This is a genomic window from Pseudomonas sp. MC6 (assembly GCF_054790575.1).
Genome location: NZ_CP186504.1, coordinates 4,666,864 through 4,684,833 on the forward strand (window position 1 = coordinate 4,666,864; position 17,970 = coordinate 4,684,833).

19 protein-coding genes are annotated in these 17,970 nt (G+C 58.8%); 7 read left to right on the top strand and 12 right to left on the bottom strand.

Annotated elements, in window-relative coordinates; genetic code table 11:
* Positions 1–183 precede the first annotated feature (183 nt).
* Together ACOYXE_RS20790 and ACOYXE_RS20795 are read right to left on the bottom strand one after the other, a co-directional pair.
* Positions 184–2,154, bottom strand: a complete 1,971-nt coding sequence (locus ACOYXE_RS20790; RefSeq protein WP_460926527.1) for a leucine-rich repeat domain-containing protein — start codon at positions 2,152–2,154, stop codon at positions 184–186.
* A 191-nt stretch (positions 2,155–2,345) separates the two neighbouring features.
* On the bottom strand, positions 2,346–2,786 hold the full coding sequence (locus ACOYXE_RS20795) for a hypothetical protein (RefSeq protein WP_160055008.1): 441 nt from the start codon (positions 2,784–2,786) through the stop codon (positions 2,346–2,348).
* On the opposite strand from ACOYXE_RS20795, the gene trmL reads away from it, so the two are divergent.
* A complete protein-coding gene (gene trmL / locus ACOYXE_RS20800; RefSeq protein WP_065615411.1) occupies positions 2,785–3,240 on the top strand; it encodes a tRNA (uridine(34)/cytosine(34)/5-carboxymethylaminomethyluridine(34)-2'-O)-methyltransferase TrmL in 456 nt (151 codons plus the stop codon). The genes ACOYXE_RS20795 and trmL overlap by 2 nt on opposite strands.
* Positions 3,241–3,363: 123 nt before the next feature.
* On the opposite strand, the gene secB is transcribed toward trmL, so the two are convergent.
* The 3 genes from secB to ACOYXE_RS20815 are packed head-to-tail and all read right to left on the bottom strand — an operon-like array spanning position 3,364 to position 4,576.
* Complete coding sequence (gene secB, locus ACOYXE_RS20805) at positions 3,364–3,849, bottom strand: protein-export chaperone SecB (protein ID WP_007909233.1); 486 nt, start codon at positions 3,847–3,849, stop codon at positions 3,364–3,366.
* A 57-nt stretch (positions 3,850–3,906) separates the two neighbouring features.
* Positions 3,907–4,161: a glutaredoxin 3 gene (gene grxC / locus ACOYXE_RS20810; protein ID WP_160055005.1), complete on the bottom strand. Its 255-nt coding sequence runs from the start codon at positions 4,159–4,161 to the stop codon at positions 3,907–3,909.
* A 1-nt stretch (position 4,162) separates the two neighbouring features.
* Entirely contained in the window at positions 4,163–4,576 is a 414-nt protein-coding gene (locus ACOYXE_RS20815; RefSeq protein ID WP_077570333.1) for a rhodanese-like domain-containing protein, read from the bottom strand.
* A 153-nt stretch (positions 4,577–4,729) separates the two neighbouring features.
* On the opposite strand from ACOYXE_RS20815, the gene gpmI reads away from it, so the two are divergent.
* The 5 genes from gpmI (at position 4,730) to ACOYXE_RS20840 (ending at position 11,403) form a co-directional block, all read left to right on the top strand.
* The gene (gpmI, locus tag ACOYXE_RS20820; protein WP_460926528.1) at positions 4,730–6,259 is read left to right on the top strand and encodes a 2,3-bisphosphoglycerate-independent phosphoglycerate mutase; all 1,530 of its coding nucleotides are present in this window, start codon (positions 4,730–4,732) and stop codon (positions 6,257–6,259) included.
* Between the two features lie 230 nt (positions 6,260–6,489).
* Positions 6,490–7,776, top strand: a complete 1,287-nt coding sequence (locus tag ACOYXE_RS20825; RefSeq protein ID WP_077570329.1) for a murein hydrolase activator EnvC family protein — start codon at positions 6,490–6,492, stop codon at positions 7,774–7,776.
* Between the two features lie 34 nt (positions 7,777–7,810).
* Positions 7,811–9,130 carry a S41 family peptidase gene (locus tag ACOYXE_RS20830; RefSeq protein ID WP_016986344.1) on the top strand — a complete coding sequence of 440 codons (1,320 nt, stop codon included), beginning with the start codon at positions 7,811–7,813 and terminating at the stop codon, positions 9,128–9,130.
* Between the two features lie 2 nt (positions 9,131–9,132).
* A complete protein-coding gene (locus ACOYXE_RS20835) occupies positions 9,133–9,909 on the top strand; it encodes a divergent polysaccharide deacetylase family protein (protein ID WP_160054997.1) in 777 nt (258 codons plus the stop codon).
* Positions 9,910–10,026: 117 nt separating this feature from the next.
* Positions 10,027–11,403: a Vps62-related protein gene (locus ACOYXE_RS20840; RefSeq protein WP_160054994.1), complete on the top strand. Its 1,377-nt coding sequence runs from the start codon at positions 10,027–10,029 to the stop codon at positions 11,401–11,403.
* Here the strand turns inward: ACOYXE_RS20840 and ACOYXE_RS20845 are convergent.
* The 7 genes from ACOYXE_RS20845 to ACOYXE_RS20875 form a co-directional block, all read right to left on the bottom strand.
* The gene (locus ACOYXE_RS20845; protein ID WP_460926529.1) at positions 11,384–12,139 is read right to left on the bottom strand and encodes a substrate-binding periplasmic protein; all 756 of its coding nucleotides are present in this window, start codon (positions 12,137–12,139) and stop codon (positions 11,384–11,386) included. The genes ACOYXE_RS20840 and ACOYXE_RS20845 overlap by 20 nt on opposite strands.
* An 81-nt stretch (positions 12,140–12,220) precedes the next feature.
* Positions 12,221–12,991, bottom strand: coding sequence for an imidazole glycerol phosphate synthase subunit HisF (gene hisF / locus ACOYXE_RS20850; RefSeq protein ID WP_007909211.1), 771 nt, complete (start codon positions 12,989–12,991; stop codon positions 12,221–12,223).
* A gap of 9 nt (positions 12,992–13,000) precedes the next feature.
* On the bottom strand, positions 13,001–13,738 hold the full coding sequence (gene hisA, locus ACOYXE_RS20855; protein ID WP_003220753.1) for a 1-(5-phosphoribosyl)-5-[(5-phosphoribosylamino)methylideneamino]imidazole-4-carboxamide isomerase: 738 nt from the start codon (positions 13,736–13,738) through the stop codon (positions 13,001–13,003).
* A 101-nt stretch (positions 13,739–13,839) separates the two neighbouring features.
* Positions 13,840–14,100 (bottom strand): DUF2164 domain-containing protein, encoded by a 261-nt coding sequence (locus ACOYXE_RS20860; protein ID WP_003220751.1) that lies wholly within the window; start codon positions 14,098–14,100, stop codon positions 13,840–13,842.
* A complete protein-coding gene (hisH, locus tag ACOYXE_RS20865) occupies positions 14,101–14,739 on the bottom strand; it encodes an imidazole glycerol phosphate synthase subunit HisH (protein ID WP_075947168.1) in 639 nt (212 codons plus the stop codon).
* The gene (hisB, locus tag ACOYXE_RS20870) at positions 14,739–15,332 is read right to left on the bottom strand and encodes an imidazoleglycerol-phosphate dehydratase HisB (protein WP_007909204.1); all 594 of its coding nucleotides are present in this window, start codon (positions 15,330–15,332) and stop codon (positions 14,739–14,741) included. The genes hisH and hisB overlap by 1 nt, the downstream gene beginning before the upstream one ends.
* A 273-nt stretch (positions 15,333–15,605) precedes the next feature.
* Positions 15,606–17,270 carry an OFA family MFS transporter gene (locus ACOYXE_RS20875; RefSeq protein WP_160054979.1) on the bottom strand — a complete coding sequence of 555 codons (1,665 nt, stop codon included), beginning with the start codon at positions 17,268–17,270 and terminating at the stop codon, positions 15,606–15,608.
* A gap of 223 nt (positions 17,271–17,493) precedes the next feature.
* Between ACOYXE_RS20875 and ACOYXE_RS20880 the strand changes: the two genes are divergently transcribed.
* Positions 17,494–17,898, top strand: coding sequence for an acetyl-CoA sensor PanZ family protein (locus ACOYXE_RS20880; protein WP_160054976.1), 405 nt, complete (start codon positions 17,494–17,496; stop codon positions 17,896–17,898).
* Positions 17,899–17,970 lie beyond the last annotated feature (72 nt).

Sequence of the window (17,970 nt, forward strand, 5' to 3'; positions counted from 1 at the left end):
ACCGGGCTCATACCGCAACGCGACGAGCCCACCCTTTTGGGATCCTTGGTACAGGCAGGCCGGGGGTTCCCTCTTTACACCGGACCGACGCTCGCAGCGAAGTCCAGCCGTTTTGGGAACCCTGATACAGGCAGGTCAGGGATTCCCGCTTTTACACCGCTCGCCGAGGCGTTCAGCCCGGCGTTAATCAAGCCTCGGACGTTTGGGTAGATGGTGCTGGGGCTGGTTTTGCCGCCCTGCATCATATTCCCGTATTGCCGCTTCCAGTCTGTCCAGCATCTTTCCGGGGCTGGGTTCATTGATCAGAATGTCTGTCATCCGTGCCTTTTCGCTGGCGTCAGCTTTGACGTAGACCTCGAGAAACCACCAGACCCGCCGCTGCAGAAGCGGATACTCAACGTGAAACTCAGGCGTGCGGCTCAGTTTGCGGAGCCTGCTCGAAAGATGGCCAACGCTGTCCCAGAGTTCCAGTTTTTTAGGCATTTCTCCTGCCGGCACATGCTGCAGCCAAAGATTTGCCGACAAATCATTGCTTTCTGCTCCCAACCAGATATCGGAGTCGGTTTTTATCCGTGCGCGTATCAATCGCCGGAGTGAGGCCGGATCCGTTATTGGATTGCCGATAAGATTGAAGCCCCGTCTGAGCTCAACGGATTCCGGAACCGAGGTAATTCGATTGTTCGCAAGGTTCAACACTTTCCCGGGAATCTCATTGGTGATGCCCTCCGGAAATCTATCCAATCCCATGTTGGAAAGATCCAGCTCCTGCAACGCAGTCATTGCTTTGAGTGAAGGTGCGACAGAAAGCGCATTGTCGCCTAGCCTCAATATTTCCAGGCTTGACGGCCCGCTGTCGGCATCAAGCCCGATAGGGATTCGGTGTATTCCGGCTCCTGTCAGGTCCAACACGCGCAACTCGGTCATCCCGGAGATGTCAGGATCCGTTAGCAAAACAACGCTCGGGTGTTGAAGAAACAACTGAGCGCGCAAGTCGTCGGGATAATAACTCAGCCTTGCCGCCTGTATTCTACCAAGCCTCAACACCTGCAATCTGGTCATGCCCCTCAGCGAAAAATCATCCTGTAAGTCACAATCCTGCAGGCTCAATTCTCTTAAACGGGGGAGCTTCACTAATTGCTCGGTAAAGCGCGAATCCATATTGAATCTTGAGTAAGCACGCTCATATATAGAGGCGCCGAAGGATCTTCTGGTGATTAACTGGCTTGTTACCGTCAGACTTTCAATGTTTGGAAACTGCGCAAAAAACACCTCAGGGTTCAGCGGTGCATGACCTCTTAACGTAAGAGAAACGACTGAGTTGAACTTCAATGAAAGCAACTTATCGACTGGCCATAGCGTGAGATTGATATCCAGCTTGAAACCCGACAGCCGCCCATCGTTATAGACCCGCTGATCAGGCTCACCTTGCCACTTGTACAATTGGCGTAGCCTGGTCCACATGCCAAACGCCTCAGATATCTCATGGGACTCGGGTACGTGATTTTGGTGGTTCGGGATGCTGACGTGTTCGCTGCCCAGTTGCGGTAGCCCGAGCTGAATACGTTTAAGCTCCACATCCGCCACATCCTTGTCACTGAACCGGGCGATAAAGTCATCTGCGTGTTGATCGGTCGAATCCGGAAAATACTGTTTGATCTGCGCTCGAGTGGCTGGCTCAACGACCTCACGCTGGTACCAGATGCCGCTGTCGGCATCGCGCAGCATCACCGGCCCCAAAAGCAACTCGCTTGTGCGTCGGGCTCGATGCAATCCCGTTTGCGGATCCACGGCGACAAGAACAAGGTCGCCACCGGCCACATCAGCGTAAGTTCGCTTGTTAAAAACCCTTAAACCTTCACTGTTGATTTCTGGAAGTATCGCCCGGGCATTGACTACGTAATGATCCAGCGAAGGCTGAGATGCTGGCAGACGAGTTTCAGCGGGAATCGTCTGAACGACGACGGCCGGAGCCGGATGGATGACATCAATGTCTGTAGCGCCGGCGCGCGAATGCGGATTGTCGAGAGTAATACCTGAGTCGACGCCTCTGCGGCCTGAGGGACCGGGGAGCGAAGTGTCCACTTCCACCGATCGATTCGAGCTGCCGGGAACATCCACGTGGGTACCGCTACCGCGCGGTGGTTTTACTGGCATGTTTTTTCATCCTTGAAAAAGTCGCCCTTCGCATTTGCCTAAGGGACGAAGGGATCGGCATCCTGCCGATCTGAAAGAGGAGCCTACGGTAGCGTGCGCAAGTGTTGAAGGAGATAGGAAAGGCAGACTGGCGCAGTGAGAAACAACGCCACGAAATGTAGGAGAGCACGAGAAGGACGGGAATTTTACAATCAGTCCGTTTGCAGTCGAATCTCCAGCCGCCAGCGGTCCTCGGCCTCGCTGCCTGTCCACTCACCCTGCAGCGGCCGCGCAGCCAGCACCGTCAGCAGCAAGCCACCGTCACTTTTGCGCGTACGCCAGTTCACGTCCTTGCCGTTGAGTTTGAACTGGCCCTTCTGCGCAGGGCCTTCAGCCTGGAACAACAGCGCCACCGTGCCGTCGATGATCTCGCCGTGCAGCTTGGGCTCATTGTTGAACCACACCACCAACCCGCCGTCAGTCACGTCAACCTGCTGCAACACCGTCGGATCCGGCGTGGTCAGGCGACCAATCATCAAGCCAATCATCACGCCGACAATCGCCAGCGAACCGATGACTCGCGGGAATAGTTTCGAACGGTTGTCCACAGGCGGCGTAGAATGCCGCTCATCTTTACCTTCGGAGCCGTGCATGTTTCACGTCATCCTTTTTCAACCAGAAATTCCGCCGAATACCGGCAACGTTATCAGGCTGTGCGCCAACAGCGGCTGCCACCTGCATTTGATCGAACCGTTGGGCTTCGAGATGGACGACAAGCGCTTGCGCCGTGCCGGTCTCGACTACCACGAATATGCCACGCTGCAACGTCATGCGGACCTGGCCAGTTGCCTGGAAAGCCTCGGCAACCCGCGACTGTTCGCGTTTACCACCAAGGGCTCGCGGCCGTTCCATGATGCCGCATTCGTACCCGGGGATGCGTTTCTGTTCGGCCCGGAAAGCCGTGGGCTGCCGGCGGACGTGCTCGACGCCCTGCCTGCCGACCAGCGCTTGCGCCTGCCGATGCGCGAAGGCTGCCGCAGCCTGAACCTGTCCAACACCGTGGCCGTCGCTGTGTACGAAGCCTGGCGCCAGAACGACTTTAAATAACACTACAAAACAAATGTGGGAGCGAGCCTGCTCGCGATTACGGAGTGTCAGTCAACATTGATGTGTCTGACAGACCGCTATCGCGAGCAGGCTCGCTCCCACATGGGGTGTTGCTAAACCGTCTTACTGAACGGTTGGCGTCTCGCCGCTTTCCTGCATGCGCTGCAGCTCTTGCGCGTACAGGGCATCGAAATTCACCGGAGCCAGCATCAGTGCCGGGAACGAACCGCGGGTCACCAGGCTGTCCAGGGTTTCGCGCGCGTACGGGAACAGGATGTTCGGGCAGAACGCACCCAGGGTGTGGCTCATCGAAGCCGCGTCGAGGTTCTTGATCAGGAAGATACCGGCCTGTTGCACTTCAGCGATGAAGGCGACTTCTTCACCGTTTTTCACGGTGACGGACAGGGTCAGCACGACTTCGTAGAAATCACCTTCCAGCGCTTTCTGGCGAGTGTTCAGATCCAGCGCGACTGCCGGATCCCACTGCTGGCGGAAGATCGCCGGGCTTTTCGGGGCTTCGAAGGACAGGTCGCGTACGTAGATGCGCTGCAAGGAGAATTGCGGTGCGGTTTCTTCTTCGCTGGCTGCAGTGTTCTGTTGGTCAGTCATCTCAGATCCTTATCGATCTTGGGTCTTTTAGGGAGTGCTGTACGTGGGTGCAGCCGTTCAGGCCTTGAGCAGCGCGTCGAGTTTGCCCGCGCGCTCCAGGGCATACAAATCATCACAACCGCCGATGTGCTTGTCGCCGATCCAGATCTGCGGCACGGAGGTGCGTCCGGCCTTCTGGCTCATGGCAGCACGAATCTGCGGCTTGCCATCGACCTTGATCTCTTCGAAGGCCACACCTTTGTTCGCGAGCAATTGCTTGGCTCGCATGCAGTAAGGGCAGTAATCGCTGGAGTAGACGATGACGTCGCTCATATCACTTCACCAACGGCAGGTTGTCGCCTTTCCAGCTGGAAATCCCGCCGGACAGCTTGGCGGCGGTGAAGCCGGATTTCATCAGCTCGCGAGCGTGGGTGCCGGCGGTCTGGCCCAGGGCGTCGACCAGAATAATGGTCTTGGCCTTGTGTTTTTCCAGCTCGGCGACGCGCGCAGCCAGTTTGTCCTGGGGAATGTTGATCGCGCCAACGATGTGGCCGGCAGCGAAATCCTTGGCCGGACGGATGTCCACCACCACGCCTGCGTCTTTGTTGACCAACGCGGTCAGCTCGCCGGTGCTCAGGCTTTTACCGCCGCCCTGCATCGTGTGCGCCAGCAGCAGAGCCAGCAGTACGACGAAGATACCGACAAGAATGTAGTGGTTAGTGGCAAATTCAATCAGGTGAGCAACCATCGAAGGAGGTTCCAGGGCGTTAAAATGTCGGCCAGTATACACAGCCACTATGGTCGGCCAAACCCCGTCCGGCGGTGACGCGGTCGGAACTTAGCTTTAAACTCCAACTCCCTTTTCCATCGCCCTCTTCTTTATTAGCCACGAGTGGATTCCATGACGACTACGCCTAAACCTTTGGTCCTGATGATTCTCGACGGCTTCGGTCACAGCGACAGCCCTGAATCCAATGCCGTTTTTGCGGCGAAGAAGCCCGTCCTTGATCGCCTGTGGGCCACCGTGCCCAACGGCTTGATCTCGGGCAGCGGCATGGACGTCGGTCTGCCGGACGGCCAGATGGGCAACTCCGAAGTCGGCCACATGAACCTCGGCGCCGGCCGCGTGGTGTATCAGGACTTCACCCGCGTGACCAAGTCGATCCGCGACGGCGAATTCTTCGAGAACCCGACCATCTGCGCCGCTGTGGATAAAGCCGTGGCCGCCGGTAAAGCCGTGCACTTCATGGGCCTGTTGTCCGATGGCGGCGTGCACAGCCACCAGGATCACTTGATCGCCATGGCCGAACTGGCCTTCAAGCGTGGCGCTGAAAAAATCTATCTGCACGCTTTCCTTGATGGCCGCGATACGCCGCCGAAAAGCGCTGCGTCGTCGATCGAGTTGCTCGACGCGACCTTCCAGGCACTCGGCAAGGGCCGCATTGCCAGCATTGTCGGCCGCTACTTCGCCATGGACCGCGACAATCGCTGGGATCGTGTCGCTCAGGCGTACAACCTGATCGTCGACGGCAACAGCGAGTTCAACGCGGCCACTGCGCAGGAAGGCCTGGACGCTGCCTACGCTCGCGGCGAGAGCGACGAATTCGTTAAAGCCACTACCATCGGTGAGCCGGTAAAAGTCGAAGATGGCGACGCAGTGGTGTTCATGAACTTCCGCGCCGACCGTGCCCGCGAGCTGACTCGCGTATTCGTCGAAGACGACTTCAAGGATTTCGAACGCGCACGCCAGCCGAAACTGGCTGGCTTCGTCATGCTGACCCAATACGCGGCAAGTATTCCGGCACCGTCGGCATTCGCGGCGGGCAGCCTGGAAAACGTCCTTGGCGACTATCTGGCGAAGAACGGCAAAACCCAGCTGCGCATCGCTGAAACCGAGAAGTACGCACACGTGACCTTCTTCTTCTCCGGCGGTCGTGAAGAACCGTTCCCGGGCGAAGAACGCATCCTGATCCCGTCGCCAAAAGTCGCCACTTACGACTTGCAGCCGGAAATGAGCGCACCGGAAGTCACCGACCGTATCGTCGAAGCCATCGAAAACCAGCGTTACGACGTGATCGTGGTCAACTACGCCAACGGTGACATGGTTGGCCATAGTGGCGTGTTTGACGCAGCCGTGAAGGCCGTTGAATGCCTCGACACTTGCGTGGGGCGCATTGTTGAAGCACTGGAAAAAGTCGGTGGCGAAGCGCTGATCACTGCTGACCACGGTAACGTTGAGCAAATGGCTGACGAATCCACTGGCCAGGCGCACACCGCGCACACCACTGAGCCGGTGCCGTTCATTTACGTCGGCAAGCGTGACCTGAAAGTCCGTGAAGGCGGCGTGCTGGCGGACGTGGCGCCGACCATGCTGAAACTGCTGGGCCTGGAAAAACCGGCGGAAATGACCGGCACTTCGATTCTGGTCTGACCCTAATCGTCAAAGCACCGCAAAACCCTGTAGGAGTGAGCCTGCTCGCGATAGCCATCTGACAGTCAACTACTCTGTTGAATGTCAGTAAGCCATCGCGAGCAGGCTCACTCCTGCATTGGTTTGCGGTGTTTTTCAGGCCAGTTATCACACAGCCCCAATTGGGCGTTTTTTTTGCAGCCTCGGGCGGGCATACTAGGCCGTCCATTACCCTGGTGCCGCCCGCCTCTATGCTCCGCGTCCTGATCGCCCTCGCTCTGACCTGCCTGCTCCAACCGGCCTTCGCTGACGAGCGCGCGCAAACCCAACAGCAGTTGGACGCCACGCGTCAGGACATTGCCGAGCTGAAAAAGCTGCTGAGCAAAGTCCAGGAAGAAAAATCCGGCGTACAGAAAGAGCTCAAGGGCACTGAAACCGAGCTGGGCAAGCTGCAGAAACAGGTCGATGCGCTGCAGAAAGAACTGCAGAAAAGCGAATCCGAGCTGCAGCGACTCGATGCAGAGAAAAAAAAACTCCAGAGCGCGCGCACTGAACAGCAGCGACTGATCGCCATTCAGGCCCGTGCGGCTTATCAGAACGGTCGGCAGGAATACCTCAAGCTGCTGCTCAACCAGCAGAATCCCGAGAAATTCGCCCGCACCCTCACCTATTACGATTACCTGAGCCAGGCCCGCCTGGAGCAGTTGAAGAACTTCAACGAAACCCTGCGCCAGCTGGCCAATGTCGAAAAAGACATTGCTGCCCAGCAGGCACAGTTGCTGGTGCAGAAAAGCAGCCTCGATACCCAGCGCGACGAACTGGAAAATGTTCGCAAGGAACGTCAGCAGGTCCTCGCCAAGCTCAACGATGACGTGAAAGCCCGCGACCAGAAACTCGCCGCCCGCGAGCAGGATCAGGCAGACCTGTCTAAAGTCCTTAAAACCATTGAAGAAACCTTGGCCCGTCAGGCCCGTGAGGCAGAAGAAGCGCGGCAGAAAGCGCTGATCGCCCAGCAGGAAGCGGAAAAAAAGCGTTTGCGTGAGGCGCAGGCTGAAAACAGCGACGCCCCACGGAAACCGGTCAAATCCACTCCCGGCGCGCTGGTCTCCAGCAGCGGCGAGACCTTCGGCGGCCCTTTTGCTGCAACCCGGGGAAAACTTCCTTGGCCGGTTGATGGTCGACTGCTGGCACGCTTCGGCGAAAGCCGTGGCGACGATGCCCGGACCAAGTGGGACGGCGTGATGATCAGCGCCTCCGCCGGCAGCCAGGTGCATGCCGTACACGGTGGTCGCGTGGTGTTCGCCGACTGGCTGCGCGGTGCCGGGCTGCTGGTGATCCTCGATCACGGCAACGGTTTTCTGAGTCTTTACGGTCACAACCAGACGCTGCTCAAGTCGGCCGGTGATGTGGTCAAAGCCGGTGAGTCCATCTCCACTGTCGGTAACAGTGGCGGTCAGGACACATCAGCACTGTATTTCGCAATTCGTCAGCAGGGTCACCCGAGTGATCCGGCGCAATGGTGCCGCGCGCAAGGATAGGCGTTGAGTCACCTACATTAGGAGTTCGTTCGACATGCTGCATTTGTCCCGCCTTACCTCGCTGGCCCTGACGATCGCCCTGGTGATCGGCGCGCCTCTGGCGTTCGCCGCGCAACCGGCCCCGGCCGTCGCTCCGGCAGGCACTGCCGCGACCTCCAAGGCGCCGTTGCCGCTGGAAGAGTTGCGCACCTTTGCCGAGGTCATGGACCGGATCAAAGCCGCTTACGTCGAGCCGGTGGACGACAAGACCCTGCTGGAAAACGCGATCAAGGGCATGCTCAGCAACCTTGATCCGCACTCGGCCTACCTTGGCCCTGAAGATTTCACCGAGCTGCAGGAAAGCACCAGCGGTGAATTCGGCGGCCTGGGCATCGAAGTCGGCGCCGAAGACGGTTTCATCAAAGTGGTCTCGCCAATCGATGACACCCCGGCGTCGAAGGCCGGTATTCAGGCCGGCGACTTCATCGTCAAGATCAATGGTGCGCCAACGCGCGGCCAGACCATGACCGAAGCCGTGGACAAGATGCGCGGCAAGATCGGCCAGAAAATCACCCTGACCTTGGTACGCGACGGCGGCACGCCATTCGACGTGACTCTGGCCCGTGCGGTGATTCAGGTGAAGAGCGTCAAGGCGCAGCTGCTGGAAACCGGCTACGCGTACATCCGCATCACCCAGTTCCAGGTCAAGACCGGCGAAGAGGTCTCCAAGGCCCTGGCCAAGCTGCGCAAGGACAACGGCAAGAAGCTCAACGGCATCATTCTCGACCTGCGCAACAACCCGGGCGGCGTGTTGCAGGCGGCGGTGGAAGTGGTCGACCACTTCATCACCAAAGGTCTGATCGTCTACACCAAAGGCCGGATCGCCAATTCCGAACTGCGCTTCTCGGCCACCGGCAAAGACGAAAGCGAAGCGGTGCCGATGGTTGTGTTGATCAACGGTGGCAGTGCCTCGGCCTCGGAAATCGTCGCCGGTGCCCTGCAGGATCAAAAACGCGCGGTGGTCATGGGCACCACCAGTTTCGGCAAAGGCTCGGTACAAACCGTGCTGCCGCTGAACAACGACCGTGCACTGAAGATCACCACGGCGCTGTACTTCACGCCGAACGGCCGCTCGATTCAGGCGCAGGGCATCGTCCCGGACATCGAAGTGCGCAAAGCCAAGATCACCAACGAGGCGGACGGCGATTACTTCAAGGAAGCCGACCTGCAAGGTCACTTGGGCAACGGCAACGGCGGCGCGGACAAACCGACCGGCTCCGGCGCCAAGCCCAAAGCCATGCCGCAGGATGACGATTACCAATTGGCCCAGGCCCTGAGCCTGCTCAAAGGGCTGAGCATCACATCCGGCCGCTGAGGATGTCTTTGCGTTTCGTCTTCGTTCTGTTGTGCTGTCTGGCAGGTGCTGCTCACGCAGAGCCCGCCAGCCCGAAACCGCACAAAGCCTACCTGACACTGATCATCGACGACCTGGGGCAGAATCTGCCCCGGGATCGCCGCGTGCTGGCCTTGCCCGGCCCGGTGACCACGGCGATCATGCCTGATACCCCGCACGCCACCGAGTTCGCCCGCGAAGCCCATCGCGCCGGCAAGATTGTCATTCTGCATATGCCAATGGATCCGGCCACCGGGCCGTTCGCCTGGCACCCCGAACTGCCCATCGAAGAACTGGAAAAACGCCTGAACGCCGCGTTCAAAATGGTCCCGTACACCGCCGGCATCAATAACCACATGGGCAGCCGCATGACCGCGCAGCCAGTGGCGATGGCATGGTTGATGGGCGAATTGCAGCGCCGGCACAAGTTCTTCGTCGATAGCCGCACCAGCGCCCAGACCGTCGCCGCGCAGCAGGCGCAGAAGATCGATCTGGCCAGCGTGTCGCGGGATGTGTTCCTTGATGACGAGCGCACTGAAACCGCGATTTACACGCAACTGCAGACTGCGATCAACCTGGCGCGCAAACAGGGTTCGGCGGTGATGATCGGCCATCCGTATCCGCAAACGCTGGCGGTGCTGGAGCGCGAATTGCCGAAGTTGAAGGCTCAGGGCATCGAGTGGATCGATATCAAACAGATGATCAGCGTACGCAGCAATCGCGCCATGGCTGGCCATGGCAAGGACGGCGTGTATCGGTAGCACTTTGTGACGCTGACACATACATAGTTACCACCCGATAACCATCTCCGTTCCCGATAGTGCGACCTGCAACAGGTCGTGACGCCCTCGCGTCGCTTTCAACTATCAGGAATCATCATGACTATCGAAGACAACACCGCAGCCCATCCCAAGCAGATGGAACCGATCACGCAGGACAATCTGCTGATCAACTTCACCACGGAGTTTCACCGGGTCTGGAGCACCAACGGTTCCAAAGCAAAACCCGCCACGTTCTGGCGCCCCACCCCTGCTCCGGATGCATTGCCGGGCTACTTTCCGCTGGGCGACGTGCTCATTCCCGGCGGCACCAATATCAATGGCGAAATGGTCGCAGCGGTGGTCTGCGAGAAAGATATGGAAGGGGCCCAGAGCACTAAAGGGAAGGCACTGGCCCGCCCTGTCGACTTTGAACTTGTCTGGAAAGAAACCGGGGCGCCCAGTGTCACACCCATGTCGATCTGGCGACCTTTGGCCCCTGTAGGCTACGTCGCTCTGGGGCTCGTGTGCTCCAACGATCACTGCAAACCTTCGTTGAACTCGGTGCGCTGCGTCAGGCTCGACCTGGTGATCGCAGCGAACGTCGGCGAGTTGATCTGGAATGACAAGGGCAGCGGCGCCAAACTCAGTTTCAGCGCCTTTGGCATCGAACCGCCGACTGCCGCCGCAGGCGACATCCATTTTGCGCCCTGCACCTTCGTGGGCATCCAGGGTTATAGCAAGCCTGTAGCACCCTCGACGGCGTACAGCCTGCGCATGCAAATCCCGCTACAAGTCAGCGCACCGCCGCCAATTCCGATTCTGACCGGGTACGCGAAGCCCGCAGTAAACGAACCTGCCACTGTCACCCAGATTGCCCACCTGCCTTGGTTTGTAGTGCGAGACCATGCTCATCCCGGCGAACAATTTCGCAATTCGCCCTACTACGCACTGAAAAGAACTGACGAATACTTGCTCATTGGTCACGAACGCAATGAGTCGGACAAGTATCGGGCCGTTAAATGGACGGCGCCGCGTGCGCAAAACGCGGTGACGATGCGCATGTTCCAGGGTTTTACCGCCATGGAAATCGTCAAAGCCTGGCCGACCATGCCTCTCAGCGATATCCGCCTGACAAAGTTCTCAGCCTGCCTGCCGAAGAGTTTGACCCACACCGAGACGTCTTCCAGCGGCTGGAACGAGCTACGACCTCAAGTGGTGATTGGCATGGCGCCGAAGCAAACAGCCGTCGCGGTTTATCAGCTGCAAAGCCATTACGAGTTGGTACGGGAAGACGGCACTCAAGTAGCGGTCGACTTTGGTTATACCGACGATTCAAGCGTGCTGTTGACGCAATATCCGCCGGAGTCCGTCGCGGTCGTCAGCGCATGTCCGCCACTGAAGACAGACACCCCGGCAGATCCGGACATCGATGGCACCAACGTTAGCGCGCAACCACAACCGGACCTGGAGGTTGCTATAGATAGCGCGCCATGATTTCGTCGACCACACCTTCCTTGCGCAGTTGATCCAGCGCAGCCTGAAGCCTGGCGACGACTTCATCGGAGACGTCCTTGTTCAGCGCCAGGTACAACTCGGCACTGTTGAAGCGCAGCACGGTTTTCAGGCCGGTGACCCCATCCTGCCGCGCCAGATAGCGCCCGGCAGGATCACCGGTGGCCCACAGATCAATCTGACCATTGACCAGTTTCTTCGCGTTGTCCTGATCGCGCAGCACCACAATCGGCTTCAGGCCTTGTTCGGCCAACGTCTCGGCAATCGCATCGCCCTTGTAGGCGCCAACCTTGTACTTGCGCGCGTCGTTGAGAGTCTCGAGGGTGATCTTGCTGTCAGCCTTGGCCAGCATGATCCAGTCATCGGGGCCGATGGGACCAACCCATTTGAAGAGTTTTTCACGGTCCGGCAGACGCGCCATCACAAAGGCGCCATAACCGGGATTTTCCAGCGCGAGTTTATAGACACGCTCCCATGGAAAACGCAGGGTCAGGCTATAGGTGATGCCGGCACGCTGGAACACTTCACGGACGATGTCAGTGGCGATGCCATTGATGTTCTCGCCTTTGGCGAAGTTCTTGCCATCTTTCGCCATGTTGTACGGCGGGAAGTTTTCGGTGAGAAGCACCAGATCGGTGTCGGGACTGTTTTCGGCCCGGACAGTGTTGATGAGCAACATTGATGTGCTGGCGAGAACAAGAAGCAGGCGTTTGATCATGTCGGGCTACCGAAATCCATGGCGTGCCCAAGAGTGCCTTGGGTGCGCCATGGTGTCCACTGGCCTGTATCGATTTTGAGCTTAGCGCATCACGATGCCGCGTTTGGCCATGTAGGCCTTGGCTTCCTGAACGGTGTATTCGCCGAAGTGGAAAATACTCGCCGCCAAGACTGCGCTGGCGTGGCCTTCGAGGATGCCGTCGGCCAGATGCTGCAGGTTACCGACACCGCCGGAAGCGATCACCGGAATGCCCAGCGCATCGCTGATAGCGCGGGTGACACCGAGGTCGAAACCGTTTTTCATGCCGTCCTGATCCATGCTGGTCAGCAGGATTTCACCGGCACCGAGGCCTTCCATTTTCTTCGCCCACTCGACCGCGTCGAGGCCGGTTGGCTTGCGCCCGCCATGGGTGAAGATCTCCCATCGCGGGGTTTCACCCGGGCCGGAAACCTTCTTGGCGTCGATGGCGACGACGATGCACTGCGAACCGAAATGCTGCGCCGCTTCACCGACGAATTCCGGGTTGAACACGGCAGCGGTGTTGATCGATACCTTGTCCGCGCCGGCATTCAGCAGATTGCGAATGTCCTGCACGGTACGCACACCACCGCCGACGGTCAGCGGAATGAACACCTGACTGGCCATGCGCTCGACGGTGTGTAGCGTGGTGTCACGGCCATCGACGCTGGCGGTGATGTCGAGAAAGGTAATCTCGTCGGCACCCTGCTCGTCGTAGCGACGGGCGATTTCCACCGGGTCACCGGCGTCGCGGATGTTTTCGAACTTCACACCTTTGACGACCCGGCCGTTGTCCACGTCCAGGCAAGGGATGATACGTTTGGCCAGCGCCATGGTCAGTCCTCAGCCTTGGTACGAATCGCAGAAAGCTTGCGCTTCGGCGACGTCGAGGGTGCCTTCGTAGATCGCCCGGCCCGTGATGGCGCCGATGATGCCCGGCGCCTTGGCGTCGAGCAGCGACTTGATGTCACCCAGATTGTGGATACCGCCGGAAGCGATCACCGGGATCTTCGTGGCAGCGGCCAGCGCAGCGGTGAACGGTACGTTGCAGCCCTGCATCATGCCGTCTTTGGCGATGTCGGTATAAACGATCGAGGAGACGCCGTCGGCTTCAAACTGCTTGGCCAGATCGATGACCTGCACGGTGCTGATTTCAGCCCAGCCATCGGTGGCGACGAAACCGTCTTTGGCATCCAGACCGACGATGATCTTGCCCGGGAACGCACGGCACGCTTCAGCGACGAACGCCGGATCTTTAACGGCTTTGGTGCCGATGATCACGTAGCTGACGCCAGCCTTGACGTAGTGCTCGATGGTTTCCAGCGAACGGATGCCGCCACCGATCTGGATCGGCAGGGTCGGGTAGCGTTTGGCGATTGCGGTGACCACTTCGCCATTGACTGGCTGACCTTCGAAAGCACCGTTCAGATCGACCAGATGCAGACGGCGGCAACCGCCCTCCACCCACTTGGCAGCCATGCTCACCGGGTCATCGGAGAACACCGTGGAATCTTCCATGCGGCCCTGGCGCAGACGTACGCAGGCACCGTCTTTAAGATCGATAGCGGGAATAATCAGCATGCTTTTTCCTTCGTCAAAAGAGCGGCAAGCTGCAAGCGACTAGCTGCGAGCATGCGGTGTACCAGTTCTTGCAGCTTGAAGCTTGCGGCTTGCAGCTGCTCCTAATTTTTTTCGAGCGCCCACAGGTCGCTTTCGATGCTTTCAAACCGCTCTTTGAGGTGGGTCTGCACATCGAAAATCGCCCTGTTGTAATAGTGCGGAGCAATTTCGCGGGTAAACAGCTCAAGAATTTCCGCCGCTTCGAACGAACCCAGATCGAGTTCGAAACGGTCTTCCATGAACCGCTGAATCTTGCGATTGGCCTCGTTCTCCTGTTCGGGAGTGAGGGTCAGGATCGGCGGTTTGGACTTCTTGGCAGCCATTTACCAGCGACCGTCCCACGCGGCGAAGTTCTGCAGCAATTGCAGGCCATGGGTATGGCTCTTCTCCGGGTGGAACTGCACAGCGAAACGCGAGCCGTCGGCCAGCGCCGCAGCGAAATCGACACCGTAATGACCGCCACCGACCACTTGCCGCGCGTTAGCGGCAGCGATGTAGTAGCTGTGCACGAAGTAGAAACGCGCCATGTCCGGAATGTCATGCCACAGCGGGTGGCTGACCTTCTGCTGCACTTCGTTCCAGCCCATGTGCGGGACTTTCAGGTGTTCGCCGTCTTCATGCAGGTCTTTGCCGAAGAACTTCACCGCGCCCGGAAACAGGCCGATGCAGTCGACGCCGTCGTTCTCTTCGCTGGTGTCGAGCAACGCTTGCATGCCGACACAGATACCGAGAAACGGACGATCCTGACTGACTTCGCGCACCAACGAATCGAAACCGAGGCGACGGATCTCCGCCATGCAATCGCGAATCGCACCAACGCCCGGGAACACCACGCGGTCAGCTTCGCGAATCACGTTGGCATCGCTGGTGATCAACACCTTGCCGGCGCCGACGTGCTCGAGGGCCTTGGCCACCGAGTGCAGGTTACCCATGCCGTAATCGATAACTGCAACCGTCTGCATTACAGAACGCCTTTGGTCGATGGCATTTGCCCGGCCATGCGCTCATCCAGCTCGACGGCCATGCGCAGCGCGCGGCCGAAAGCCTTGAACACGGTTTCGATCTGGTGGTGGGTGTTGGTGCCACGCAGGTTGTCGATGTGCAGGCTGACCAGTGCGTGGTTGACGAAGCCCTGGAAGAATTCCTGGAACAGGTCAACGTCGAAGCCACCGACGGTGGCGCGGGTGTACGGCACGTGCATCTGCAGGCCTGGACGACCAGAGAAATCGATCACCACGCGCGACAGCGCTTCATCGAGCGGCACGTAGGCATGACCGTAACGACGGATGCCTTTTTTATCGCCGATGGCTTTGGCAAATGCCTGGCCGAGGGTGATACCGACGTCTTCCACCGTGTGGTGGTCGTCGATATGCAGATCGCCCTTGCATTCGATATCCAGGTCGATCAACCCGTGACGGGCAATCTGATCCAGCATGTGCTCAAGAAAAGGAACACCGATATCGAATCGGGCCTTTCCGGTGCCATCAAGGTTGATCGAGGCTTTGATCTGGGTTTCCAGAGTGTCGCGCTCGACAGACGCCTTACGTTCGGCCATCACCAGCTCCGCAAAATCATTGGGCGAAAAAGGCAGCCATTATAGGCACGCGGGGCCGAAACAGAAACACGAGAGGTGAGATGGCTGACGGATAGAACGCCCGGCTGTCGCGGGTAGACATGTCCATACAAGCCATTACAGGCAGCGCAAAAACAAATATGGGAGCGAGCCTGCTCGCGAATGCGGCGGATCAGCCAACAATTAAGTTGACTGACATTCCGTCTTCGCGAGCAGGCTCGCTCCCACAGGTTCGGTGTTTATGCAGCTAACACCTTAGTGAAACAATACCGCCGTCTTCTGCAGGGTCACCCACACACCCCACGCCAACGGAATACCCACCACCAGCCACGCAGCGATCGCCAGCGGCTTGCTGCCCGGCGCGGCTTTCCACTCCAGAACCGTGCTGGCATCAGCACCCTTGTCATGGCCCAGCGCCTGTTCGGCCGCCAGTTCCGCGTCGGTCATGAAGTACTTGTCGGCCACCGGACGCACCATCAGATTGCACAGGAAACCCAACACCAGCAGACCGGCGAGGATGTACAAGGTGATGTCGTATGCGGCAGCACGTTCAACGCCGATGCTCAGCTGATATTCACGCAGGTAGTTCACCAACACCGGACCCAGCACGCCAGCCGCAGCCCAAGCCGTCAGCAGACGACCGTGGATCGCACCAACCATCTGCGTACCGAACAGGTCAGCCAGGTACGCCGGAACCGTGGCGAAACCGCCGCCGTACATCGACAGAATGATGCAGAACGCCGCCACGAACAGTGCAACGTTGCCCAAATGACCCATGTTCGGAATCAGCGCGTACAAGGCAAAACCCAGGGCGAAGAACACGAAATAGGTGTTTTTGCGGCCCAGGTAGTCCGAGAACGAGGCCCAGAAGAAGCGGCCACCGATGTTGAACAGGCTCAACAGACCGGTGAAACCGGCAGCAATCGCCGCGATCGACGCCAGTTGCCCGGCATCGAGCTGGCCAAATGGCACATCAACACCCAGCAACTTGCCGCCGAACACTTCCTGCAGCAGTGGCGAAGCCATGCCGAGGATACCGATACCGGCGGATACGTTCAGGCACAGCACCAGCCAGACCAGACGGAATTGCGGGGTTTTCCACGCCACATTCACGTGCACGTGGCGATGCGTGATCATCGAATTGGAAGCCTTTTTCGCCGGAGCGGTCCAGCCTTCAGGTTTCCAGCCGGTTGGCGGCACGCGGTAAGCCAGCGCGCCACCGATCATGAACACAAAGTAGATAGCAGCCATGGCCACGAAGCTCTGCCAGACGCCAACACCTTCAGCCGAGCCAAAGTGGCTCATCAGCGCGGTTGCCAGCGGTGCGCCGACCATCGCGCCGCCACCGAAGCCCATGATCGCCATGCCAGTGGCCATGCCGCGCTTGTCCGGGAACCACTTGATCAGGGTCGAAACCGGCGAGATATAGCCCAGACCCAGACCGATACCACCGATCACGCCGGAGCCGATCCACATCAGCCAAATCTGGTGGGTATAGATACCCAGCGCCGAAATCAGCAGACCGCCGCACCAGCACAGTGCCGATACCACACCGGCCTTACGCGGGCCTGCGTGTTCCAGCCAGCCACCCCAGATCGCTGCCGAGCAGCCGAGGAAGATGAAGAACAGCGTGTAGATCCAGCCGAGCATGGAGATCGGCCAGTCGCATTGCGACGAGAACACTTGTGCGATGAAGCTCATGTCCGGTGCGCAAGCCACCGGAGCAGTCACGCCCAATGCCTTGGACAGCGGCAACCAGAACACCGAGAAGCCGTAGGCCATGCCGATGCACAGGTGGATGGCCAGAGCGGCCGGTGGAACCAGCCAACGGTTGAAACCGGGCTTGGCGATGATGCGTTCCTTGGACAGGAACGCGGGCTGATCGGCTTTGAGGCCGTCCGCCGTGATGCTCGTGCTCATTGTGTATCCCCCAATTATTAGTATGGTTCGCCAGCCACTGTTCACCCCCGGCCTTTATGCACGCAGGCATGACCGTTTTTTTGGGTGAAGCTCCTTGAAGGCGCGACGTTAAGTCGCAGAAGGACGGACGAACGGGCGAAGGTTACCATTTGCACGTGACAGAAAAACCAAACTGATATCACCTTTTTTCTGTCATCTGTTCTCGTACCACCAGGAAAACGTCATGCCGATCATTGTCCAAGCCTTGAAAGACGCCAGCTATCAGGATCAACAGGATCTGCAGAAGATCTATCGCGACGCGCCAGAATGGCTGTTCACGCCGTTTTCCGGGGAGGCTGACCTGATCGAAGGCGCCCTCGCAGACGGCTCTTTTATTGCTGGCCGCTTCAACGACCGCTTGCTCGGTGCAGCCATTCTGCAAAGGCACCACGACGTCTGGTACTTGTCCCATTTATGCGTAAGAAAAGTTACCCGCCGCCGTGGGGTTGCCGAACGGCTGGTGAACCAAGCGCAGAAAATGGCGTCGCAAGCGGGGGCCGAACTGCGCCTGCTGGCCCCTGCGGAGCATCTTGAGGCTCAGGCACTGGCCGCCAAGTTGCAGGTACCGCTGGAGGTCCTGGCAACATGACGTCACAGCGAACCGGGTGGTTGCAGCGCTATACTCCCCGGCTAAATTACGAATTCGACTAACTACAAGGAC